The sequence below is a fragment of the Actinomadura rupiterrae genome (genome assembly GCF_024172125.1).
Classification (GTDB): Bacteria; Actinomycetota; Actinomycetes; order Streptosporangiales; family Streptosporangiaceae; genus Spirillospora; species Spirillospora rupiterrae.
In genome coordinates, this window is record NZ_JAMZEA010000015.1 from 1 (window position 1) to 16205 (window position 16205).

The 16205-nt window shown below is 73.0% G+C and carries 16 protein-coding genes; 8 read left to right on the forward strand and 8 right to left on the reverse strand.

Annotated elements, in window-relative coordinates; all coding sequences use genetic code 11:
• Position 1: 1 nt before the first annotated feature.
• Positions 2–901 (reverse strand): 1,4-dihydroxy-2-naphthoyl-CoA synthase, encoded by a 900-nt coding sequence (locus tag FHU30_RS39465; protein ID WP_253882829.1) that lies wholly within the window; start codon positions 899–901, stop codon positions 2–4.
• Between the two features lie 103 nt (positions 902–1004).
• On the opposite strand from FHU30_RS39465, the gene FHU30_RS39470 reads away from it, so the two are divergent.
• The 3 genes from FHU30_RS39470 (at position 1005) to FHU30_RS39480 (ending at position 5296) form a co-directional block, all read left to right on the forward strand.
• A complete protein-coding gene (locus FHU30_RS39470; RefSeq protein ID WP_253882830.1) occupies positions 1005–2156 on the forward strand; it encodes an AMP-binding protein in 1152 nt (383 codons plus the stop codon).
• A 105-nt stretch (positions 2157–2261) separates the two neighbouring features.
• Entirely contained in the window at positions 2262–3497 is a 1236-nt protein-coding gene (locus FHU30_RS39475; protein ID WP_253882831.1) for a cation diffusion facilitator family transporter, read from the forward strand.
• A gap of 254 nt (positions 3498–3751) precedes the next feature.
• Positions 3752–5296 carry an RNA polymerase sigma factor gene (locus FHU30_RS39480; RefSeq protein WP_253882832.1) on the forward strand — a complete coding sequence of 515 codons (1545 nt, stop codon included), beginning with the start codon at positions 3752–3754 and terminating at the stop codon, positions 5294–5296.
• A 182-nt stretch (positions 5297–5478) separates the two neighbouring features.
• On the opposite strand, the gene FHU30_RS39485 is transcribed toward FHU30_RS39480, so the two are convergent.
• A complete protein-coding gene (locus FHU30_RS39485; protein ID WP_253882833.1) occupies positions 5479–6069 on the reverse strand; it encodes a TetR/AcrR family transcriptional regulator in 591 nt (196 codons plus the stop codon).
• A 157-nt stretch (positions 6070–6226) separates the two neighbouring features.
• On the opposite strand from FHU30_RS39485, the gene FHU30_RS39490 reads away from it, so the two are divergent.
• Positions 6227–7081 carry an NmrA family NAD(P)-binding protein gene (locus tag FHU30_RS39490; RefSeq protein WP_253882834.1) on the forward strand — a complete coding sequence of 285 codons (855 nt, stop codon included), beginning with the start codon at positions 6227–6229 and terminating at the stop codon, positions 7079–7081.
• A 7-nt stretch (positions 7082–7088) separates the two neighbouring features.
• Here the strand turns inward: FHU30_RS39490 and FHU30_RS39495 are convergent, their stop codons facing one another.
• Both FHU30_RS39495 and FHU30_RS39500 read right to left on the reverse strand, forming a co-directional pair.
• Positions 7089–8153, reverse strand: coding sequence for an ABC transporter permease (locus tag FHU30_RS39495; protein ID WP_253882835.1), 1065 nt, complete (start codon positions 8151–8153; stop codon positions 7089–7091).
• Positions 8150–9133 carry an ATP-binding cassette domain-containing protein gene (locus FHU30_RS39500; protein WP_253882836.1) on the reverse strand — a complete coding sequence of 328 codons (984 nt, stop codon included), beginning with the start codon at positions 9131–9133 and terminating at the stop codon, positions 8150–8152. The genes FHU30_RS39495 and FHU30_RS39500 overlap by 4 nt, the downstream gene beginning before the upstream one ends.
• A 338-nt stretch (positions 9134–9471) precedes the next feature.
• Here FHU30_RS39500 and FHU30_RS39505 point away from each other — a divergent pair, with 338 nt between their 5' ends.
• Positions 9472–10308 carry an EamA family transporter gene (locus tag FHU30_RS39505; protein WP_253882837.1) on the forward strand — a complete coding sequence of 279 codons (837 nt, stop codon included), beginning with the start codon at positions 9472–9474 and terminating at the stop codon, positions 10306–10308.
• A 15-nt stretch (positions 10309–10323) separates the two neighbouring features.
• On the opposite strand, the gene FHU30_RS46640 is transcribed toward FHU30_RS39505, so the two are convergent.
• Positions 10324–10629, reverse strand: a complete 306-nt coding sequence (locus FHU30_RS46640; protein WP_308211481.1) for a type II toxin-antitoxin system Phd/YefM family antitoxin — start codon at positions 10627–10629, stop codon at positions 10324–10326.
• A 152-nt stretch (positions 10630–10781) separates the two neighbouring features.
• Between FHU30_RS46640 and FHU30_RS39515 the strand changes: the two genes are divergently transcribed.
• The 3 genes from FHU30_RS39515 to FHU30_RS39525 all read left to right on the forward strand — a co-directional run bounded on the left by FHU30_RS39515 (position 10782) and on the right by FHU30_RS39525 (position 12464).
• Positions 10782–11378, forward strand: a complete 597-nt coding sequence (locus FHU30_RS39515) for a ClpP family protease (protein WP_253882838.1) — start codon at positions 10782–10784, stop codon at positions 11376–11378.
• Entirely contained in the window at positions 11375–11989 is a 615-nt protein-coding gene (locus tag FHU30_RS39520; protein ID WP_308211482.1) for an ATP-dependent Clp protease proteolytic subunit, read from the forward strand. The genes FHU30_RS39515 and FHU30_RS39520 overlap by 4 nt, the downstream gene beginning before the upstream one ends.
• Positions 11990–12119: 130 nt before the next feature.
• Positions 12120–12464, forward strand: a complete 345-nt coding sequence (locus FHU30_RS39525; protein WP_253883020.1) for an RNA polymerase-binding protein RbpA — start codon at positions 12120–12122, stop codon at positions 12462–12464.
• 209 nt (positions 12465–12673) lie between these two features.
• On the opposite strand, the gene FHU30_RS39530 is transcribed toward FHU30_RS39525, so the two are convergent.
• From FHU30_RS39530 to lnt, 3 genes are all read right to left on the reverse strand, one after another.
• Positions 12674–13195, reverse strand: a complete 522-nt coding sequence (locus FHU30_RS39530; RefSeq protein WP_253882839.1) for an FxsA family protein — start codon at positions 13193–13195, stop codon at positions 12674–12676.
• 81 nt (positions 13196–13276) lie between these two features.
• A complete protein-coding gene (locus FHU30_RS39535; protein WP_253882840.1) occupies positions 13277–14023 on the reverse strand; it encodes a polyprenol monophosphomannose synthase in 747 nt (248 codons plus the stop codon).
• 5 nt (positions 14024–14028) lie between these two features.
• Positions 14029–15951, reverse strand: coding sequence for an apolipoprotein N-acyltransferase (gene lnt, locus FHU30_RS39540; RefSeq protein ID WP_253882841.1), 1923 nt, complete (start codon positions 15949–15951; stop codon positions 14029–14031).
• Between the last annotated feature and the right edge of the window lie 254 nt (positions 15952–16205).

Consider the following 16205-nt stretch of genomic DNA (forward strand, 5'->3'; position numbering starts at 1 on the left):
ATTAGTAGTACCACGGGAAACGCGACCAATCGGGGTCGCGCTTCTCCAGGAACGAGTCCCGCCCCTCGGCCGCCTCCTCGGTCCCGTACGCCAGCCGCGTCGCCTCCCCCGCGAACACCTGCTGGCCCACCATCCCGTCATCGACCGCGTTGAACGCGAACTTCAGCATCCGCTGCGCCGTCGGCGACTTCCCGTTGATCTTCGCGCCCCACTCCAGCGCCACCCGCTCCAGCTCCGCATGCGGCACCACCGCGTTCACCATCCCCATCCGGTGCGCGTCCTCCGCCGAGTAGGTGTCGCCCAGGAAGAAGATCTCCCGCGCGAACTTCTGACCCACCTGCCGCGCCAGGTACGCCGACCCGTACCCGCCGTCGAAGCTCGCCACATCCGCGTCGGTCTGCTTGAACCGCGCATGCTCCCGGCTGGCGAGCGTCAGATCCGACACCACGTGCAGGCTGTGACCACCGCCCGCCGCCCACCCCGGAACGACGCAGATCACCACCTTCCCCATGAACCGGATCAGCCGCTGCACCTCCAGAATGTGCAGCCGCCCCGCCCGCGCCGGATCGATCGACGCCGCCGTCTCCCCCTCGGCGTACTTGTAACCGTCCCGGCCCCGGATCCGCTGATCACCCCCCGAGCAGAACGCCCACCCCCCGTCCTTCGGCGACGGCCCGTTCCCCGTCAGCAGCACGCACCCCACATCCGACGACATCCGCGCATGATCCAAAGCCCGGTACAGCTCGTCCACCGTGTGCGGACGGAACGCGTTCCGCACCTCCGGACGGTCGAACGCGATCCGCACCGTCCCCTGATCCACCGCCCGGTGATAGGTGATATCGGTGAAATCGAACCCCTCAACCCGCTTCCACGCCGACGCGTCGAACAACTCCGAAACCATGTGCCCCTCTTCACCCGGAACCCGTGCGGCCGGACGGCCGCCACCATTCAACCGCCCCACCGATGTGAACGCGTTCAACAGGGTCGCCTAAACTGGCACCGCCATGGAAGCCCGCCGCCTGCACGCCCTCGTCCTGCCCCCCGGACCACGCCTCCTCCAGGCCCTCCAAGCAGCCCTCGACGGCACCGGCCCCGCCATCTGCCCCCTGGCGCCAGACACCCCCACCCCCGCCCTGCAGGCCATCCTCGACGCCCTCGCACCCCACGCCGTCGAAACCCCCACCGGCACCACCCCCCGCCCCGGCGGCCAACCCGTCCACCCCGACACCGCCGTCCTCATCGCCACCTCCGGCACCACCGGCACCCCCAAATTCGTCGAACTCCCCACCCGCGCCCTCACCGCCTCCGCCACCGCCACCCGCCACCGCATCGGCGCCGACACCACCGACCGCTGGCTCTGCTGCCTCCCCACCAGCCACATCGCCGGCATCCAGGTCCTCGTCCGCGCCCTGCTCACCGGCACCCCACCCCACATCCACCCCCGCTTCGACCCCCACCGCATCGCCACCACCGACGCCACCCTCATCTCCCTCGTCCCCACCCAGCTCCGCCGCCTCCTCGACACCGGCGCCGACCTCACCCGCTACCGCGCCATCCTCCTCGGCGGCGCCGCCGCACCCCCCGACCTCCTCGACCGCGCCCGCACCGCCGGCGCCACCGTCCACACCACCTACGGCATGAGCGAGACCAGCGGCGGCTGCGCCTACGACGGCCTCCCCCTCGACGGCGTCACCCTCGACCTCGACCCCGACGGACGCGTCCGCATCGCCGGACCCGTCCTGTTCACCGGCTACCGCCTCAACCCCGACCTCACCCGCGCCACCCGCGACGGCCGCTGGTACCTCACCCAGGACCTCGGCACCCTCGACAACGGACGCCTCCGCATCCGCGGCCGCATCGACGACATCATCAACACCGGCGGCGAGAAGGTCGTCGCCGGCGACGTCGCCGAACGCCTCACCCGCCACCCCCGCGTCGCCGACGCCGTCGTCATCGGACGACCCGACCCCGAATGGGGCGAACGCGTCACCGCCGTCATCGTCCCCGACGGCCCCGCCCCCACCCTCGACGACCTGCGCGCCTGGGTCCGCGAAACCCTCCCCGCCCACGCCGCCCCCCGCGAGCTCGACCTCCGCGCCGCCCTCCCCCTGCTCCCCTCCGGAAAACCCGACCGCGCCGCCCTCCGCACCCCCTGACCCGGCCCTCCCCGGCCCGCCGCCCCCGGCGCTTGCGATCACCACCACCGGGTAGACCCCCGGAAGCCGTCCGTGACCACCCCGGACGCGCGAGGAGGGGACCGCATGACCCAGCACCCGCACCACCAGCCCGCCGACGACGACGGCCCGGACGGCGCCGGAGACACGAGCGCCACCGGTACGTCCGAAGCCGCAGCCAGCGAGGGAGCCGGGACCGGGGACGGGACCGAAGGCGAAACAGCCACCCGGACCGGGAGCGACGGCGACGGCAGTGGCAGCGGCAGCGGCGGCAGCGGCGGCGGGACGAGTGGCCTCGCCGACACCAGCGCACCCGACGCCGACTCCCACGAGAACACCCTCACCGTCATCCTCGCCCTCGCCGCCAACCTCGGCATCGCCGTCGCCAAGACCGCCGCCGCCTTCATCACCGGCTCGGCCTCCATGGCCGCCGAAGCCGCCCACTCGGTCGCCGACACCTTCAACGAAGTGCTCCTCATGATCGGCCTGCGCCGCTCCGGACGCCCCGCCGACCGCCGCCACCCCCTCGGCTACGGCAAGGAGCGCTACATCTGGACCCTGCTCGTCGCCGTCGCGATCTTCGGCATGGGCGCCCTGTTCGCCTTCTACCAGGGCGTCCAGACCCTCCTCGGCCACCCCACCGAGGCCGACCCCCTCGTCGGCTACATCGTGCTCGCCGTCTCCTTCGTCCTGGAGGGCACCTCCTGGCGCCAGGCCCTCCGGCAGATCCGCGGCGCCGCCCGCGACGAGGGCCTGACCCTGTTCACCCACATCCGCCGCACCGACGACCCCACCTCCGTCAGCGTCCTGCTGGAGGACTCCGCCGCCCTCACCGGCCTGCTCATCGCCTTCGCCGGACTCGGCCTGCACCAGCTCACCGGCAGCTCCGCCTGGGACGGCGTCGGCTCCATCCTCATCGGGGTCCTGCTCACCGCCGTCGCGCTCATCCTCGGCCGCATCAACCTCAACCTGCTCATCGGCAACCAGGCCGACCCCCGCATCGTCGCCGACATCCGCGGCCGGCTCGGCGCCGCACCCGAGATCGACTGGGTCGTCGACATCGTCACCCTCACCTTCGGCGCCGACCAGATCCTGGTCTGCGCCCGCCTGGACTTCCGCGACGCGCTGTCGGCCGCCGACGTCGAGCGCGCCTGCGTCCGCATGTCCCGCGAGCTGCACGACGCGCACGAGGAGGTCTTCGAGGTGTTCCTCGAACCCGTCCCGCGGGACGACCCGGACCTGCGCGAGCGCGTCATCGCCCGCTACGGCCGCGCCCTGCCGCAGAACCCGGGCCATGGCGCTCCTCCTCTGTCGGAGACGTGACGTAGAAGATGCTTTGTAAAATCTCTCCCGGCCGGGAGCTTTACGCAGTAAGGTTCATGAGGAGAGAGGTGCTGACCTGCAGGGTTCGGCCGTCCCCGGCCCCTGCTGCCACGGACTCCTGAGACACGCCGCCACCCGATCCCGGGAACAACGACCCCCTCCCGCGACGTTCCGACTAATGCGCGCGTCACCAGCAGGCGAGCACCAGCGAAGCCTCCGCGCTGCCACACCACGGAAGGGAGGGGGGTGTCCCCATGCCGCGAACCGCCGCCGAGAACCCGCTCACGGAATCGCCGAGCCCTGCCCTCGACGACCTCCTGGAGCGCGGCCGGGCGCAGGGCCGCCTCTCGCTCGACGAGGTGCGCCGGGCCTTCGAGGCCGCCGGGATCAGCCCCGGCCAGGGCCGGTCGATCCTGCGGGAGCTGTCGGAGGCCGGCATCAGCCTGGCCAGCGAGGACGACACCGCCGCCAAGAAGACCGCACGGGGCACCCGCACGGCGAAGGCGCCGACCACCGACACCGCCGGCAAGGCCACCAAGCCCAGTAGGAGCCGCGCGGCCAAGGCCGCCGAGAGCGCCGAGCTGACCGCCGAGCTGGTCGCCGCCGCCGAAGCGGCCGCGGAGACCGCCGAGGACGGCGAGACCCCCGCCAAGCCCGCCGCCGGCGCGAAGAAGACCACCGCCGCCAAGAAGGCCCCGGCCCGCAAGCGCGCCACCGGCTCGTCCAAGAGCACGGCCGGCAGCGCCGCCAAGTCCGTGGTGAAGGCCGCCCCCGAGCCCGCCTCCCCCGCCGACGAGGACGCCGACGGCGCCGATGACGGCACCTTCGAGCTCACCGAGGTCGAGGCCGCCGAGACCGAGGTCACCGCCGACCTGGACGACCAGTCCACCACCATGGGCGACTCGGTCCACACCTACCTCAAGGCCATCGGGCGCCGCCAGCTGCTCACCGCCGAGCAGGAGGTCGACCTCGCCAAGCGGATCGAGGCCGGCCTATACGCCGAGCACCTGCTGGAGAGCAGCGACACCCTCGACGACCGCTACCGCATCGAGCTGGAGTGGGTCGCCGGCGACGGCCGCCGCGCCAAGGCGCACATGCTGGAGGCCAACCTCCGGCTGGTGGTGTCGGTCGCCAAGAAGTACTCCGACCGCGGCCTGTCGCTGCTGGACGTCGTCCAGGAGGGCAACCTCGGCCTGATCCGCGCCGTGGAGAAGTTCGACTACTCCAAGGGCTACAAGTTCTCCACCTACGCCATGTGGTGGATCCGGCAGGCCATCCAGCGCGGCTTCGCCGACTCGGCCCGCACGATCCGGCTGCCCGTCCACGTGCTGGAGATGCTCAGCAAGCTCAGCCGCGTCGAGCGCGACATGCACCAGCGCCTCGGCCGCGAGCCCAGCCCGGAGGAGCTGGCCCTGGAGCTCGACAAGAGCCCCGAGCAGGTCCGCGAGCTGCTGCGCACCAGCCGCCAGCCGATCAGCCTCGACTCCACCATCGGCGAGGACGGCGAGACCCGCATCGGCGACCTCATCGAGGACACCGACAGCCCCGAGGCCGCCGAGCTGGTCGACCGGCAGCTGATGGCCGACCAGCTGCGCCGCACCCTGGACATCCTGAACCCGCGCGAAGCCAAGATCATGGCGATGCGGTTCGGGCTGTACGACGGGACGCCCCGCACCCTGGACGAGATCGGCAAGGCCCTCGGCCTGACCCGCGAGCGGATCCGCCAGCTGGAGAAGGAGTCGCTGTCCAAGCTGCGGCACCCCAGCAACGCGCGCCCGCTCCTGGACTTCGCCGTCTGACAGGCCCGTCCGCGCACCAAGGCCCGCCACGTCCCCCACCCGGACGCGGCGGGCCTTTCCCTTTCCGAACGATCAGCCCCGGTTCCGGCCGTAGCGCTCTGAACGATCAGCCTGGTTCCGGCCGTTGCGTCCCCGGTACGGGGCTTGAGTAGTGGCCACGCGCAGCCCGGCGAGGGCGCTGGTCAAGGGGCGGCGGGGCCTCGGATGCCGTCCAGGAGGTAGCGGGTGCGGCGGTCGTAGGCGTCGCGGGGTGGCAGCGGGCCGTGCTTGAGGGCGAGGGCGTTGTCGATGACGAGCGCGTGCAGGTCGTCCGCGGTGAACTCCGGCCGCAGCGCGCCGGCGGCCCGCGCAGCGGCGATGAACTCCTCGTTGGCCTCGCTTCCGGCGCGGCAGATCTCCATGAGCTGCGGCGAGTGCGGGTAGGTCTGCAGCAGGACGTCGTTGAAGGCGGGCTGGCGGTACTGCAGGTCGCGGATCGCGGTGAGGTAGTGGGCGATCCGCTCGCCGGCGTCGCCGATGGCCCGCGTCCGGTCGATGAAGGCGAACAGCTCCCTGGCGACGACCTCCTCGATGACGGCCTCGATGAGGCCGATCCGGCCGCCGAACCGGTTGAAGATCGTGGCCTTGCTCACGCCCGCCGCCCTGGCGACCTCCTCCAGCGGCACCGTCAGGCCCCGCCCCTGGAAGGCGCCGATCGCGGCGGCGCGGATCTGCTCGACGTTGCGCCGGGCGTCGGCGCGCAGCCGGGCCTGCGAAGGCACCGCACCGGCCACGGCCCCCACCGTCCCTTCCCGTCGCCCCCGGCCGTAATTTGACTTGCATGGTCAGTTTACCTACCGTCGCAAACGGACCAGAAGCTGACCCAGATGGTCAACTTATGCGGCCTCCCGCCGCCGGGACCGGCGCGGGGGGCTCGGGAAGGTCGAGAACATGATCGTTGTCACCGGTGCCACCGGCGGGCTGGGCGGCGCGACCGTCGAGCACCTCCTCAAGCGCGTCCCCGCCGATCGGATCGGGGTCAGCGTCCGCGACACCGCCAAGGCGCGGCACCTGGCCGACCTCGGCGTGCGCGTGCGGCAGGGCTCCTACGAGGACCCGGCGTCGCTGCGCGGCTCGTTCGCCGGCGCCGAGCAGGTCCTGGTGGTGTCCGGCAACGACCCGGCCGCCGACATCGTCGCGCTGCACCGCAACGCCGTCGAGGCCGCGGTCGCGGCCGGCGCCCGGCGGATCCTCTACACCAGCCAGCACGGCGCCGTCCCCGGCAACCCCTACCGGCCGTCGGAGATCCACATCGCCACCGAAGCCGTCCTGGCGGCCTCCGGAACCGCCTGGACCGCGCTGCGCAACGGCGCCTACGGCCCGCTTGACCAGCTGCTCGGCCCCTGGCAGCGGACCGGGGTGATCGCCCAGCCGCAGGACGGGCCCGTCCCCTACACCGACCGCGACGACATCGCCGAGGCCACCGCCGCGCTCCTCGCGGGAGAGCGCTCCCTCGACGGCCCCGTCACCCTGACCGCACGGGCCGCCGCCACCTTCGCCGACCTCGCCGAGACCGCCTCCGCCCTCACCGGACGCACCGTCCAGCGGGTCGTCGTGGACGACGAGCAGTGGGCCGCCGACCAGATCGCAAGCGGCGTCCCGGAGCCGATGGCCCGGCTCATGCTCACCTGGTACCAGGCAGCCCGCGCAGGCCACTTCGCCGAAGCCGACCCGCTGCTGGCCGAGCTCCTGGGCCGCGAGCCCCGCAGCGCCGCCGACCGGCTCGCCGCCGGCCTCGCCGCCTGAAGGCGGGCTACTCCGAGCGGCGGAACTCCATGATCGCCACGCCCATCAGGGCCAGGCCCATCAGCACCACCAGGACGATCTCCAGGCCGACCGGCACCCGCCAGCCGCCCCACGTCACGCCCGGATCGAACGTCCGGCGCAGCTCCGGCGTCAGCGTCAGGTGCGAGAACACCGCCTGGCGCAGCGGGTCGACGGCGTAGGTCAGCGGGTTGAACCTCGTCAGCACCGCCAGCCACACCGGCAGGCCCGCCAGCGGGTACAGCGCCCCCGACAGGAACATCATCGGCATCATGGCCATCTGCATCAGCCCGAAGAACGACTGCATGCTCTTGATCCGCGCGGCCATCATCACCCCGAACCCGGTCAGCGCGAACGCCCCCAGGAACATCAGCCCCAGCAGCTCCAGCAGCAGCACCGGGTCGTAGGGGATGCCGGCCAGCCCGGCCAGCGCCAGGATCACCGCGCCCTGCAGCGTCGCGACCGCCGCGCCGCCCACGCACTTGCCGACCACGATCGACGACCGCGACACCGGCGCGACCAGCATCTCCCGCAGGAACCCGAACTCCCGGTCCCACACGATCGACCCCGCCGAGAACATCGCGGTGAACATCACCGTCATCGCGCACACGCCGGGGAAGATGAACGTCTTCAGATCCACGTGCGCGCCGCCGGACGCGCCGCGCCCCGCGGTCATCAGGTTCGACAGGCCCGTGCCCATCACCAGCAGCCACAGCACCGGCTGCACCAGCCCCGACACCATCCGCATCCGGTCCCGCCAGTACCGGATCAGCTCCCGGTGCAGGACGATCTTCACCGCGCGCAGGTCGTGCGCCAGGCTCCGCTCGGGCACCGCGACCCGCGCCACCGGTCCCGCCTGCGGGGCCCGCGCCCCGTCCCGCTCGGTCGCCGTCACCGCATCCGCCCCCTTCACCGCGTCGTGCCCTCCGGCCGCGCTCCCAGCGCGCTCCGCCCCGTCATCCCGCCCGGCCGCCTCGCCGGCGCGTTCGGTCGCGTCGCCGTCCCGCTCGGCCGCGTCGCCGGCGCGTTCCACCGCGTCGTCCGCGCGCTTCATCGGCGGCCTCGCATCGCCATGCGCATCCAGTCGCTGGCCGAGCCCTCGGCGTCGCGGATCGTGGTGCCGGTGAACGACATGAACACATCGTCCAGCGACGGCCGCGACACGCTCACCGACCGGATCGGCATGCCCAGCTCGGCGAACAGCCGCGGCACGAACGCCTCGCCCGACTCCACCGAGAAGGTCACCGCGCCCTCGGCGACCGTCGCCGCCAGGTCGAACCGCTCGGCCAGCGCCGCGATCGCCGCCTGGTCGTCGTCGGTGCGGATCTGCACCCGGTCCTTGCCGACCCCGGCCTTCAGCGCCTCCGGCGTGTCGAGCGCCACGATCGACCCCGAATCCATGATCGCGATCCGGTCGCAGTACTCCGCCTCGTCCATGTAGTGCGTCGTCATGAAGATCGTGATCTGCTCGGCGGCGCGCAGCTCCCGGATGTACTCCCAGATGGACGCCCGCGTCTGCGGGTCCAGGCCCACCGTCGGCTCGTCCAGGAACAGCACCCGCGGCGAGTGCAGCAGGCCCCGCGCGATCTCCAGCCGCCGCTTCATCCCGCCCGAGTAGGTCTGCACCCGGTCGCCGCGCTTGTCCCAGAGCCGGACCATCTCCAGCACCTGCCGCATCCGCTCCGGCAGCGCCGACCGCGGCACCCCGTACAGCTCGGCGTGGAACCGCAGGTTCTGCTCGCCGGTCAGGTACCCGTCCAGCGTCGGGTCCTGGAACACCAGGCCGATGTTGCGGCGCACCTCGTCGCGCTCGCGCACCACGTCGAACCCGGCCACCCGCGCCGCCCCCGCCGACGGGCGCAGCAGCGTGCACAGCATGTTGATCGTGGTGGACTTGCCCGCCCCGTTCGGGCCGAGGAACCCGAAGATCTCCCCCGGCCGGACGGCGAACTCGATCCCCCGCACCGCCTCGACCGCACCGAACCTGCGGACCAGCCCGGCCACCTCGACGGCGGCCTCCCCGTCCCCCGGCATACGCGTCTCCTCACAGGCGGACACGCCGGACCGCCCCGGCGCCACCGCCGTACCCTACGCGCCCACACCGCGGCACTCCACGCCTTTACGTCCCACTGTCGCACACCCCCGCCGCTATGCCCCCAGTCGGGAAAAGCCCCCGTTCCGTCCGTCCACGCCGCCGCTCCAGACCCGCGGCGCGGCTTCATCCCTGGCGCTCTGCATGCCCGCCCGGTGCACCACGTCCGTGCCGTGCGAGGCCCATGTCCTGGCCACAGCGGGGCCGTATCCGGTTTAACCACTTCCGGGTGGCTACTTAATGCGGTAACAGTCGTCCGCTATCCGGTCCCGGGGGTGTGGTGATCGCGCTGCTGCTGGCTCCGGCCAGCTCCCTCGCCTACGGCTGCGCCGACTTCCTCGGCGGGCTCGGGGCGCGCAAGGCCCACGTGCTGCGGACGGTGACGGTCGCGGTGCCCGGGAGCCTGGTGGTGGAGCTGCTGCTGTGGCCGCTGCTCGGCGCCACCTTCAACAGCGGCGCGGTGCTGTGGGGGGCCGCCTCCGGGGTGGCGTCGGCAGCGGCGTTCACCCTGGCCTACCGGACGCTGGCGATCGGGCCGATGAACGTCCTGGCGCCGGTGACGGCCCTGGTCTCGGCGGCGCTGCCGGTGCTGGTGGGCCTGCTCCAGGGCGAGGAGCTCTCCACGTCCGCGTCCGTGGGGCTGCCGCTGGCGCTGGTCGCGGTGGTGCTGGTCAGCGCGGGCCCCGGCGCCGTCTCGGCCCGGCCGTCCTGGAAGGCCCTGGTGGCGGCGCTCGGCGCCGGCGCGGCGATCGCGCTCCAGCTGATCTTCTTGCACCAGGCTCCGTCGGGCAGCGGCGTCGCGCCGCTGATCATCGGCCGGACGGTCTCCTCGGCGATCACCCTCACCGCCGCCGCGGCGCTGCACGGCCGCCTCGGCGAGGAGAAGCCCGCCTACCTGATGTCGGCGGCCGCGGGCATCCTGGACTCGCTGGCCAACCTGCTGTTCCTGATCGCCTCCCGCACCGGCGACCTGTCCATCGTCGCGGTGATCGTCGCCCTCTACCCCTCGGCGACGGTCCTGCTGGCCCGCGGCGTCCTGCACGAGCGCATAGCCCGAGGCCAGCTCACCGGCCTCGCCACCGCCGCCCTCGCCGTCACCCTCCTGTCCATCACCTGACCGGGCGGACGAGGGTCAGCGGCCGAAGCCCGGGGGGCGGGAGGACGGGGGCGGGCCCGGGGGGCGGAGGTGGGCGGCGATGCGCAGGGGCGGCTCGTGGCGGGGGGTGTCCGCGGCGGGCTGGTCGGACGGGGCGGGGCCGGTCTGGGTGAGGTCGAGGCGGCCGGCGCGCAGCATGCGCAGCACCTCCAGCTCCTCCGGGGACACCAGAGCGGCCACGGTCTTGCCGTGGCGGGTGAGGACGACCTCCTCGCCGCCGTAGACGACCCGGTTGATCAGGTCCGCCAGGACCTTCCGAGCTTCCGTAACCGGTATCTCCACGCTGTTCATCCTATAGCGAACACCCCTCACTTCCCCTTCTCCCGCACTCGGGGGAAAATGTACGTTCTACCCAGGCTACCTATTTTGAGGAGAGGGCCATGGTGGGTGCGGACTGGACCGGCGGCGGCTCGCAGCGGCGGGGGGAGACGTTTGTGGGGAGGTCTCGGGCCTCGGTGGCGGCGCCGGAGGCGCAGCTGGGCGGGGAGGCGCTGTTCGGGCGGCTGCTGGGGCAGCGGATCGTGTTCCTCGGCGAGGAGGTCGACGACCAGGTCGCCAACCGGGTCTGCGCGCAGCTGCTGCTGCTCGCCGCGCAGGACGGGCGGCGCGACATCACCCTGTACGTCAACTCCCCCGGCGGCGTCGTCGACGCGGGCATGGCGATCTACGACATGATGCAGTTCGTCCCGAACGACGTGTCGACCGTCGCGCTCGGGATGGCCGCCTCGATGGGGCAGATGCTGCTGTGCGCCGGCGCGCCCGGCAAGCGGTACGCGCTGCGCAACGCGCGGATCATGATGCACCAGCCCTCCGGCGGGATCGGCGGCACCGCCTCCGACATCCGGATCCAGGCCGAGCAGTCGGTGTACCTCAAGCGCACCCTGTTCGAGCGGATCGCCTTCCACACCGGGCAGCCGCTGGAGCGGGTGGTGGAGGACGGCGACCGGGACCGCTGGTTCACCGCCGAGCAGGCCCGCGAGTACGGCTTCGTCGACCACGTCGTCGACACCACCGACCGGGTCGGCTCGTGATCGCGCCGCGCGCCGAGGGGCGCTATGTGATGCCGTCCTACGTCGAGCGGACGTCCTACGGGGTGAAGGAGAGCAACCCCTACAACAAGCTGTTCGAGGAGCGGATCGTGTTCCTCGGGTCGCCGGTGGACGACACCTCCGCCAACGACGTGACGGCGCAGATGCTGGCGCTGGAGGGCATGGACCCCGACCGGCCGATCAACCTGTACATCAACTCCCCCGGCGGGTCGCTGACAGCGATGCTGGCGATCTACGACACGATGCAGTACGTCCGGCCGGTGGTGGAGACCACCTGCCTCGGGCAGGCGGTGTCGGCGGCGGCGATCCTGCTGGCGGGCGGCGCGGCCGGCAAGCGGCAGGCGCTCGCCGGGGCGCGGATCCTGCTGGCGGAGCCGGAGGTGGGGGTGTCGCGCGGGTCGTCCAGCGACCTGGAGATCGAGGCGGCCGAGATCCTGCGGCTGCGGGACCTCACCGAGCGGATCGTCGCCGAGTCGACCGGGCGCGACACCGCGGCCGTCCGGCGCGACCTGGACCGGGCGCGGTTCTTCACCGCGGACGAGGCGCTGGAGTACGGGCTGATCGATCACGTGGTCACCACGCGGAAGCGGTGAACGGTCCGTCACGGCCCGGTGGCGAATACGGAAAAGTACCAGGGTTGGAACCCGGTCCGACTGGGAATCTTGCCGGGGTACTCAGCGTTGGTCTGAACAAGACCGCAAGCCGTCTGGGAGGCACGTGACGATGGCGGAGCGCGCACTTCGCGGCACCCGACTCGGAGCGACCAGCTACGAGAACGATCGCAACACCGATCTGGCCCCACGCCAGGAGGTCGACTACACCTGCGGCAAGGGGCACCGGTTCACCGTGACGCTCGCTGCCGAGGCCGAGGTGCCCATGACCTGGGAGTGCCGCAGCTGCGGCGCGACCGCACTGCGGGTGGACGGCGAGCTGCCCCAAGCGAAGAAGGGCAAGCCGCCGCGGACCCACTGGGACATGCTGATGGAAAGGCGGACGCTGGAGGATCTGGAGGAGGTGCTGGCCGAACGCCTGGAGATCCTGCGTTCGGGCCGGCGCAGGACAGCCTGACAGGCCGGCGCCTGCCACGACGACCGCCGGGCCGCCCCCGTCACTGACGGAGGCGGCCCGGCGGTTTTCCGTACCTGCGGCCCGGCGGTTTTCCGTGCCTGGGGTTCTTTCCGTACCCGGGGTTCTTTCCGTGCCTGGGTTTCGGGCCGTCCGGTGGCGCCGTTCCGGCCCTCCGCGGCCCGGTGGCCTCGCGGGGTCTGCCCGGGGGCTCAGGGGCGGTCGTCGTCGTGGATGACCTCGCCCTGGACGACGGTGCCGTGCGGGGCGGTTCCGGACTCTCCCCGGGCCGCTGAGGGGCGCCCGAACGGGTCCTGGCCGCCGAGGCCGGTCATGCCGGGCGGGAAGCCCGCGCGGGCCTGGACCGACTCCAGCCGCCGCGAGGCGACCCCGCCGAGCAGCCGCCGCAGCAGCGGCCGGGTGAACGGCAGGACGAACAGCAGCCCGGCGACGTCGGTGAGGAACCCGGGGATCATCAGCAGCACGCCGCCGGCCATCACCAGCGCGGCGTCGCCGAGTTCACGCTCGGGCAGCTCGCCGCGGCTGAGCGCGGCGTTCAGGGCGCGCCAGGCGCGGCGGCCCTCGCGGCGGACGAGCCAGCCGCCCAGCACCAGCCCGGCGGCCAGCAGCGCCACCGTCGGCCAGCCGCCGATCGCCTGCCCCACCACGATGATCAGGCTGATCTCCAGCACGGGCAGCAGCAGGAACGACAGGACCAGGACGAGCGGCAGCATGGCTTCCATTTTCGGGTGGACGAACCGTCATTCATGACAACGCCGCACCCCACCCGAACGTTTCCCGGCCCCGGGCGGGGGTCAGCGCTTGCTGCGCAGGCGGGTGAGGCGGTCGGAGACGCCCCACTGGGTGACGCGGAGCATCGCCTCGATCATGATGTCTCGGCTCATCTTGCTGGTGCCGTGGACGCGCTCGACGAAGGTGATCGGGACCTCGACGACGCGCAGGCCCTGCTTGAGGGAGCGGCGGGCCAGGTCGATCTGGAAGCAGTAGCCGCGCGAGTCGACGCCGTCCAGGCCGATCTTGTCCAGGGTCGCGGCGCGGAACGCGCGGTAGCCGCCGGTGGCGTCGCGCAGCGGCAGGCCGAGCATCATCCGGACGAACAGGTTGCCGCCGCGGGAGATGAACTGCCGCGACACCGGCCAGTTCTCGATCTTGCCGCCGGGGATGTAGCGGGCGCCGAGGACCAGGTCGGCGTCCTGGAGGGCGGTGAGCAGGCGGGGCAGCTCCTCGGGCTGGTGGGAGCCGTCGGCGTCCATCTCGACCATGACGTCGTAGCCGTGCTCGGCGGCCCAGCGGAACCCGGCGATGTAGGCGGCGCCGAGGCCCTCCTTGCCCTTGCGGTGCAGGACCTTGACGTGGTCGTCGGCGGCGGCCAGGGCGTCGGCGAGGTCGCCGGTGCCGTCGGGGCTGTTGTCGTCGGCGACCAGCACGTCCACCTCGGGCACCGCGGCCCGGACGCGGCCGACGATCGGCTCGATGTTGTCCCGCTCGTTGTAGGTCGGGATGATCACGAGGACCCGGCCCAGGTCGGCTGGGATGTCCATCGGCGTCAGTTCTCCTCGTCGTCGGTGCGTGCTTGCCCCCCAGTGTCCCGCACATCGGCGGGCGCCGCGTCCCGCCCGGCCGCGTCCTGCGCCGGGTCGGGCTCCGGGGCCCGCTCGGGGTCCGGTGCCGGGTCCGGTGCCGGGGCCGGTGCGGGGCCGTCCGCGGGTGCGGCGGTGCGGCGGCGGCGCGCCAGGCCGAGCGCGGCGGCGACCGCGCCGAGGGCGGTGAGGGTGAGGGCCCACTCGGGGAGCGCGCCCACGCGGTCCGCCATCGTAGTGGAGGTGCGGGCGGGGACCGCGGCGACCTGCACGGCGGGGACGAACTCCTTCGACCGGGCGATCATGCGGCCGTCGGGGGCGACGATCGCGCTGATGCCGCTGGTCGCCGCGACCAGGACGGTCCGGCCGTGCTCGACGGCGCGCAGCCGCGACATGGCGATCTGCTGGGGCGGCAGGCTCGTCTCGCCGTAGGTGGCGTTGTTGGTCTGGACGACCATGACGTTGCCGGGGGCCGAGTCGCGGGTCTCCTTGTCGTAGGCGACCTCGAAGCAGATGACGTCGCCGACGGTGATCGGGCCGAGCCTCATCACGCCGGACCGGTTCCCCTTGACGAAGTCGCGGGAGATGCGCTGGAACCGGGTGATCAGCTTGGTGAGGACGTCGCGGAACGGCAGGTACTCCCCGAACGGGACGGGGTGCCGCTTGACGTAGTAGTCGCCGGGCCCGGTCCTGGGGTCCCAGACGATGCCGCGGTTCTCGACCTTCGTGCCGTCGGGCGTGTCGACCAGCGCGCCGACCAGGACCGGGACGCCGATGTCGCGGACGGCGCCGTCGATGGCCTGGAAGGCGTCGGGTTCGGTGAAGGGGTCGAGGTCGCTGGCGTTCTCGGGCCAGATCACCAGCTGGGGGCGGGCGACGCGGCCGGCGCGGACGTCGGCGGCGAGCTTCTTGGTCTCGCGGACGTGGTTGTCCAGGACGGCGCGGCGCTGCCCGAGGAAGTCCAGGCCGAGGCGCGGCACGTTCCCCTGGACGACCGCGACGGTCACGGGCCGTCCGGACGCGGGCGTCGGGATGGCCGTCCCGCCGCCGACCACCAATCCGGCCAGGACGAGGGCGACGGCCGCGCCGAGCAGCGGCCCGCGCAGCCCGCGGCCCCGCCCCGACGGACCGTTCTGCACCGCGCCCAGCTCTCCGCCCTGCTCTCCGCCCTGCTCGGTGTCCTGCCCGGTGGCGGGGCGGACGTCGCGTCGCAGGCGCCAGGCGGTGACGGCGGCGTAGGCGATCAGCCCGCCGACCAGCGCGGTCAGGAAGGTCACCAGCGGCGCGCCGCCGAGCGAGGCGTAGGGGGTGAGGGGTGTGGCGGTCTGGCTGAAGGCCAGCCGCGCCCAGGGGAACCCGCCGAACGGCTGCCGGCCGCGCAGCGCCTCCTCGGCGACCCACCCGGCGGCGGTCCACAGCGGCCAGGCGGGCAGGCGCGTCACCACGGCCGTCCCGGCGGCGAGCGGGATGAAGTAGAGCGCCTGGACGAGGCTGAGCAGCACCCAGCCGTCCCAGCCGACCTTGTGGATGCCCTCCAGGACGGGCAGGAAGAACACCGCGCCGCCGACGAACCCGAGCCAGGCGGCGGTCCGGGCGGGCACGCCGCGCCAGGCCAGGGTGAGCAGCGCGACGGCGAGGGGGCCGAGGTAGGGCAGGTCGACCGGGGGGAAGGCCAGCCACAGCAGCAGCCCGGCGGTGGCGGTGACGGCGTGGCGGGGCCATCCGGCGCGTCCGCCGCGGCGGATCCGCGCCCACCGCCCCTCGCCCGGGCCCGAGGCCGGACCCGCGTCCGCGTCGCGGCCCTCGGCCGGATCGGCGGCGCCCGCGGCGGCGGGGTCGTCGCCCGTGCGGGGTCCCGGTTGCCGTTCCGGGAGGGTGTCGTGCGCCACCGCGGCTCCTTGTCCGATCTGTCGGCCCGTTGTGTTCAGCAGATCCGTTGCGGACCGGGGCGAACGCTACCGCGTCCGGACACGGAGGAGGGCCCCTGGCATCCATCGGGCCGGTGCCGTCCCCACAGGCGGTAGGGGCGGTGCACCGTTTTCTCCTGGATGTCGGGGCCCTTCCCGGGTCCAACCCCCGCGCGATCGGACGGCTCCGCTCCGGACGGCGCCGTGCGCCGCGCCTGGTTCGGACGGGGCGGGGA

What these genes read in the sequence shown, in the direction of transcription:
- FHU30_RS39465 (WP_253882829.1), bottom strand. Translation starts at nt 901, where the DNA reads ATGGTTTCGGAGTTGTTCGACGCGTCGGCGTGGAAGCGGGTTGAGGGG.
- FHU30_RS39470 (WP_253882830.1), top strand. Translation starts at nt 1,005, where the DNA reads ATGGAAGCCCGCCGCCTGCACGCCCTCGTCCTGCCCCCCGGACCACGC.
- FHU30_RS39475 (WP_253882831.1), top strand. Translation starts at nt 2,262, where the DNA reads ATGACCCAGCACCCGCACCACCAGCCCGCCGACGACGACGGCCCGGAC.
- FHU30_RS39480 (WP_253882832.1), top strand. Translation starts at nt 3,752, where the DNA reads ATGCCGCGAACCGCCGCCGAGAACCCGCTCACGGAATCGCCGAGCCCT.
- FHU30_RS39490 (WP_253882834.1), top strand. Translation starts at nt 6,227, where the DNA reads ATGATCGTTGTCACCGGTGCCACCGGCGGGCTGGGCGGCGCGACCGTC.
- FHU30_RS39495 (WP_253882835.1), bottom strand. Translation starts at nt 8,153, where the DNA reads ATGAAGCGCGCGGACGACGCGGTGGAACGCGCCGGCGACGCGGCCGAG.
- FHU30_RS39500 (WP_253882836.1), bottom strand. Translation starts at nt 9,133, where the DNA reads ATGCCGGGGGACGGGGAGGCCGCCGTCGAGGTGGCCGGGCTGGTCCGC.
- FHU30_RS39525 (WP_253883020.1), top strand. Translation starts at nt 12,120, where the DNA reads ATGGCGGAGCGCGCACTTCGCGGCACCCGACTCGGAGCGACCAGCTAC.
- FHU30_RS39530 (WP_253882839.1), bottom strand. Translation starts at nt 13,195, where the DNA reads ATGCTGCCGCTCGTCCTGGTCCTGTCGTTCCTGCTGCTGCCCGTGCTG.
- FHU30_RS39535 (WP_253882840.1), bottom strand. Translation starts at nt 14,023, where the DNA reads ATGGACATCCCAGCCGACCTGGGCCGGGTCCTCGTGATCATCCCGACC.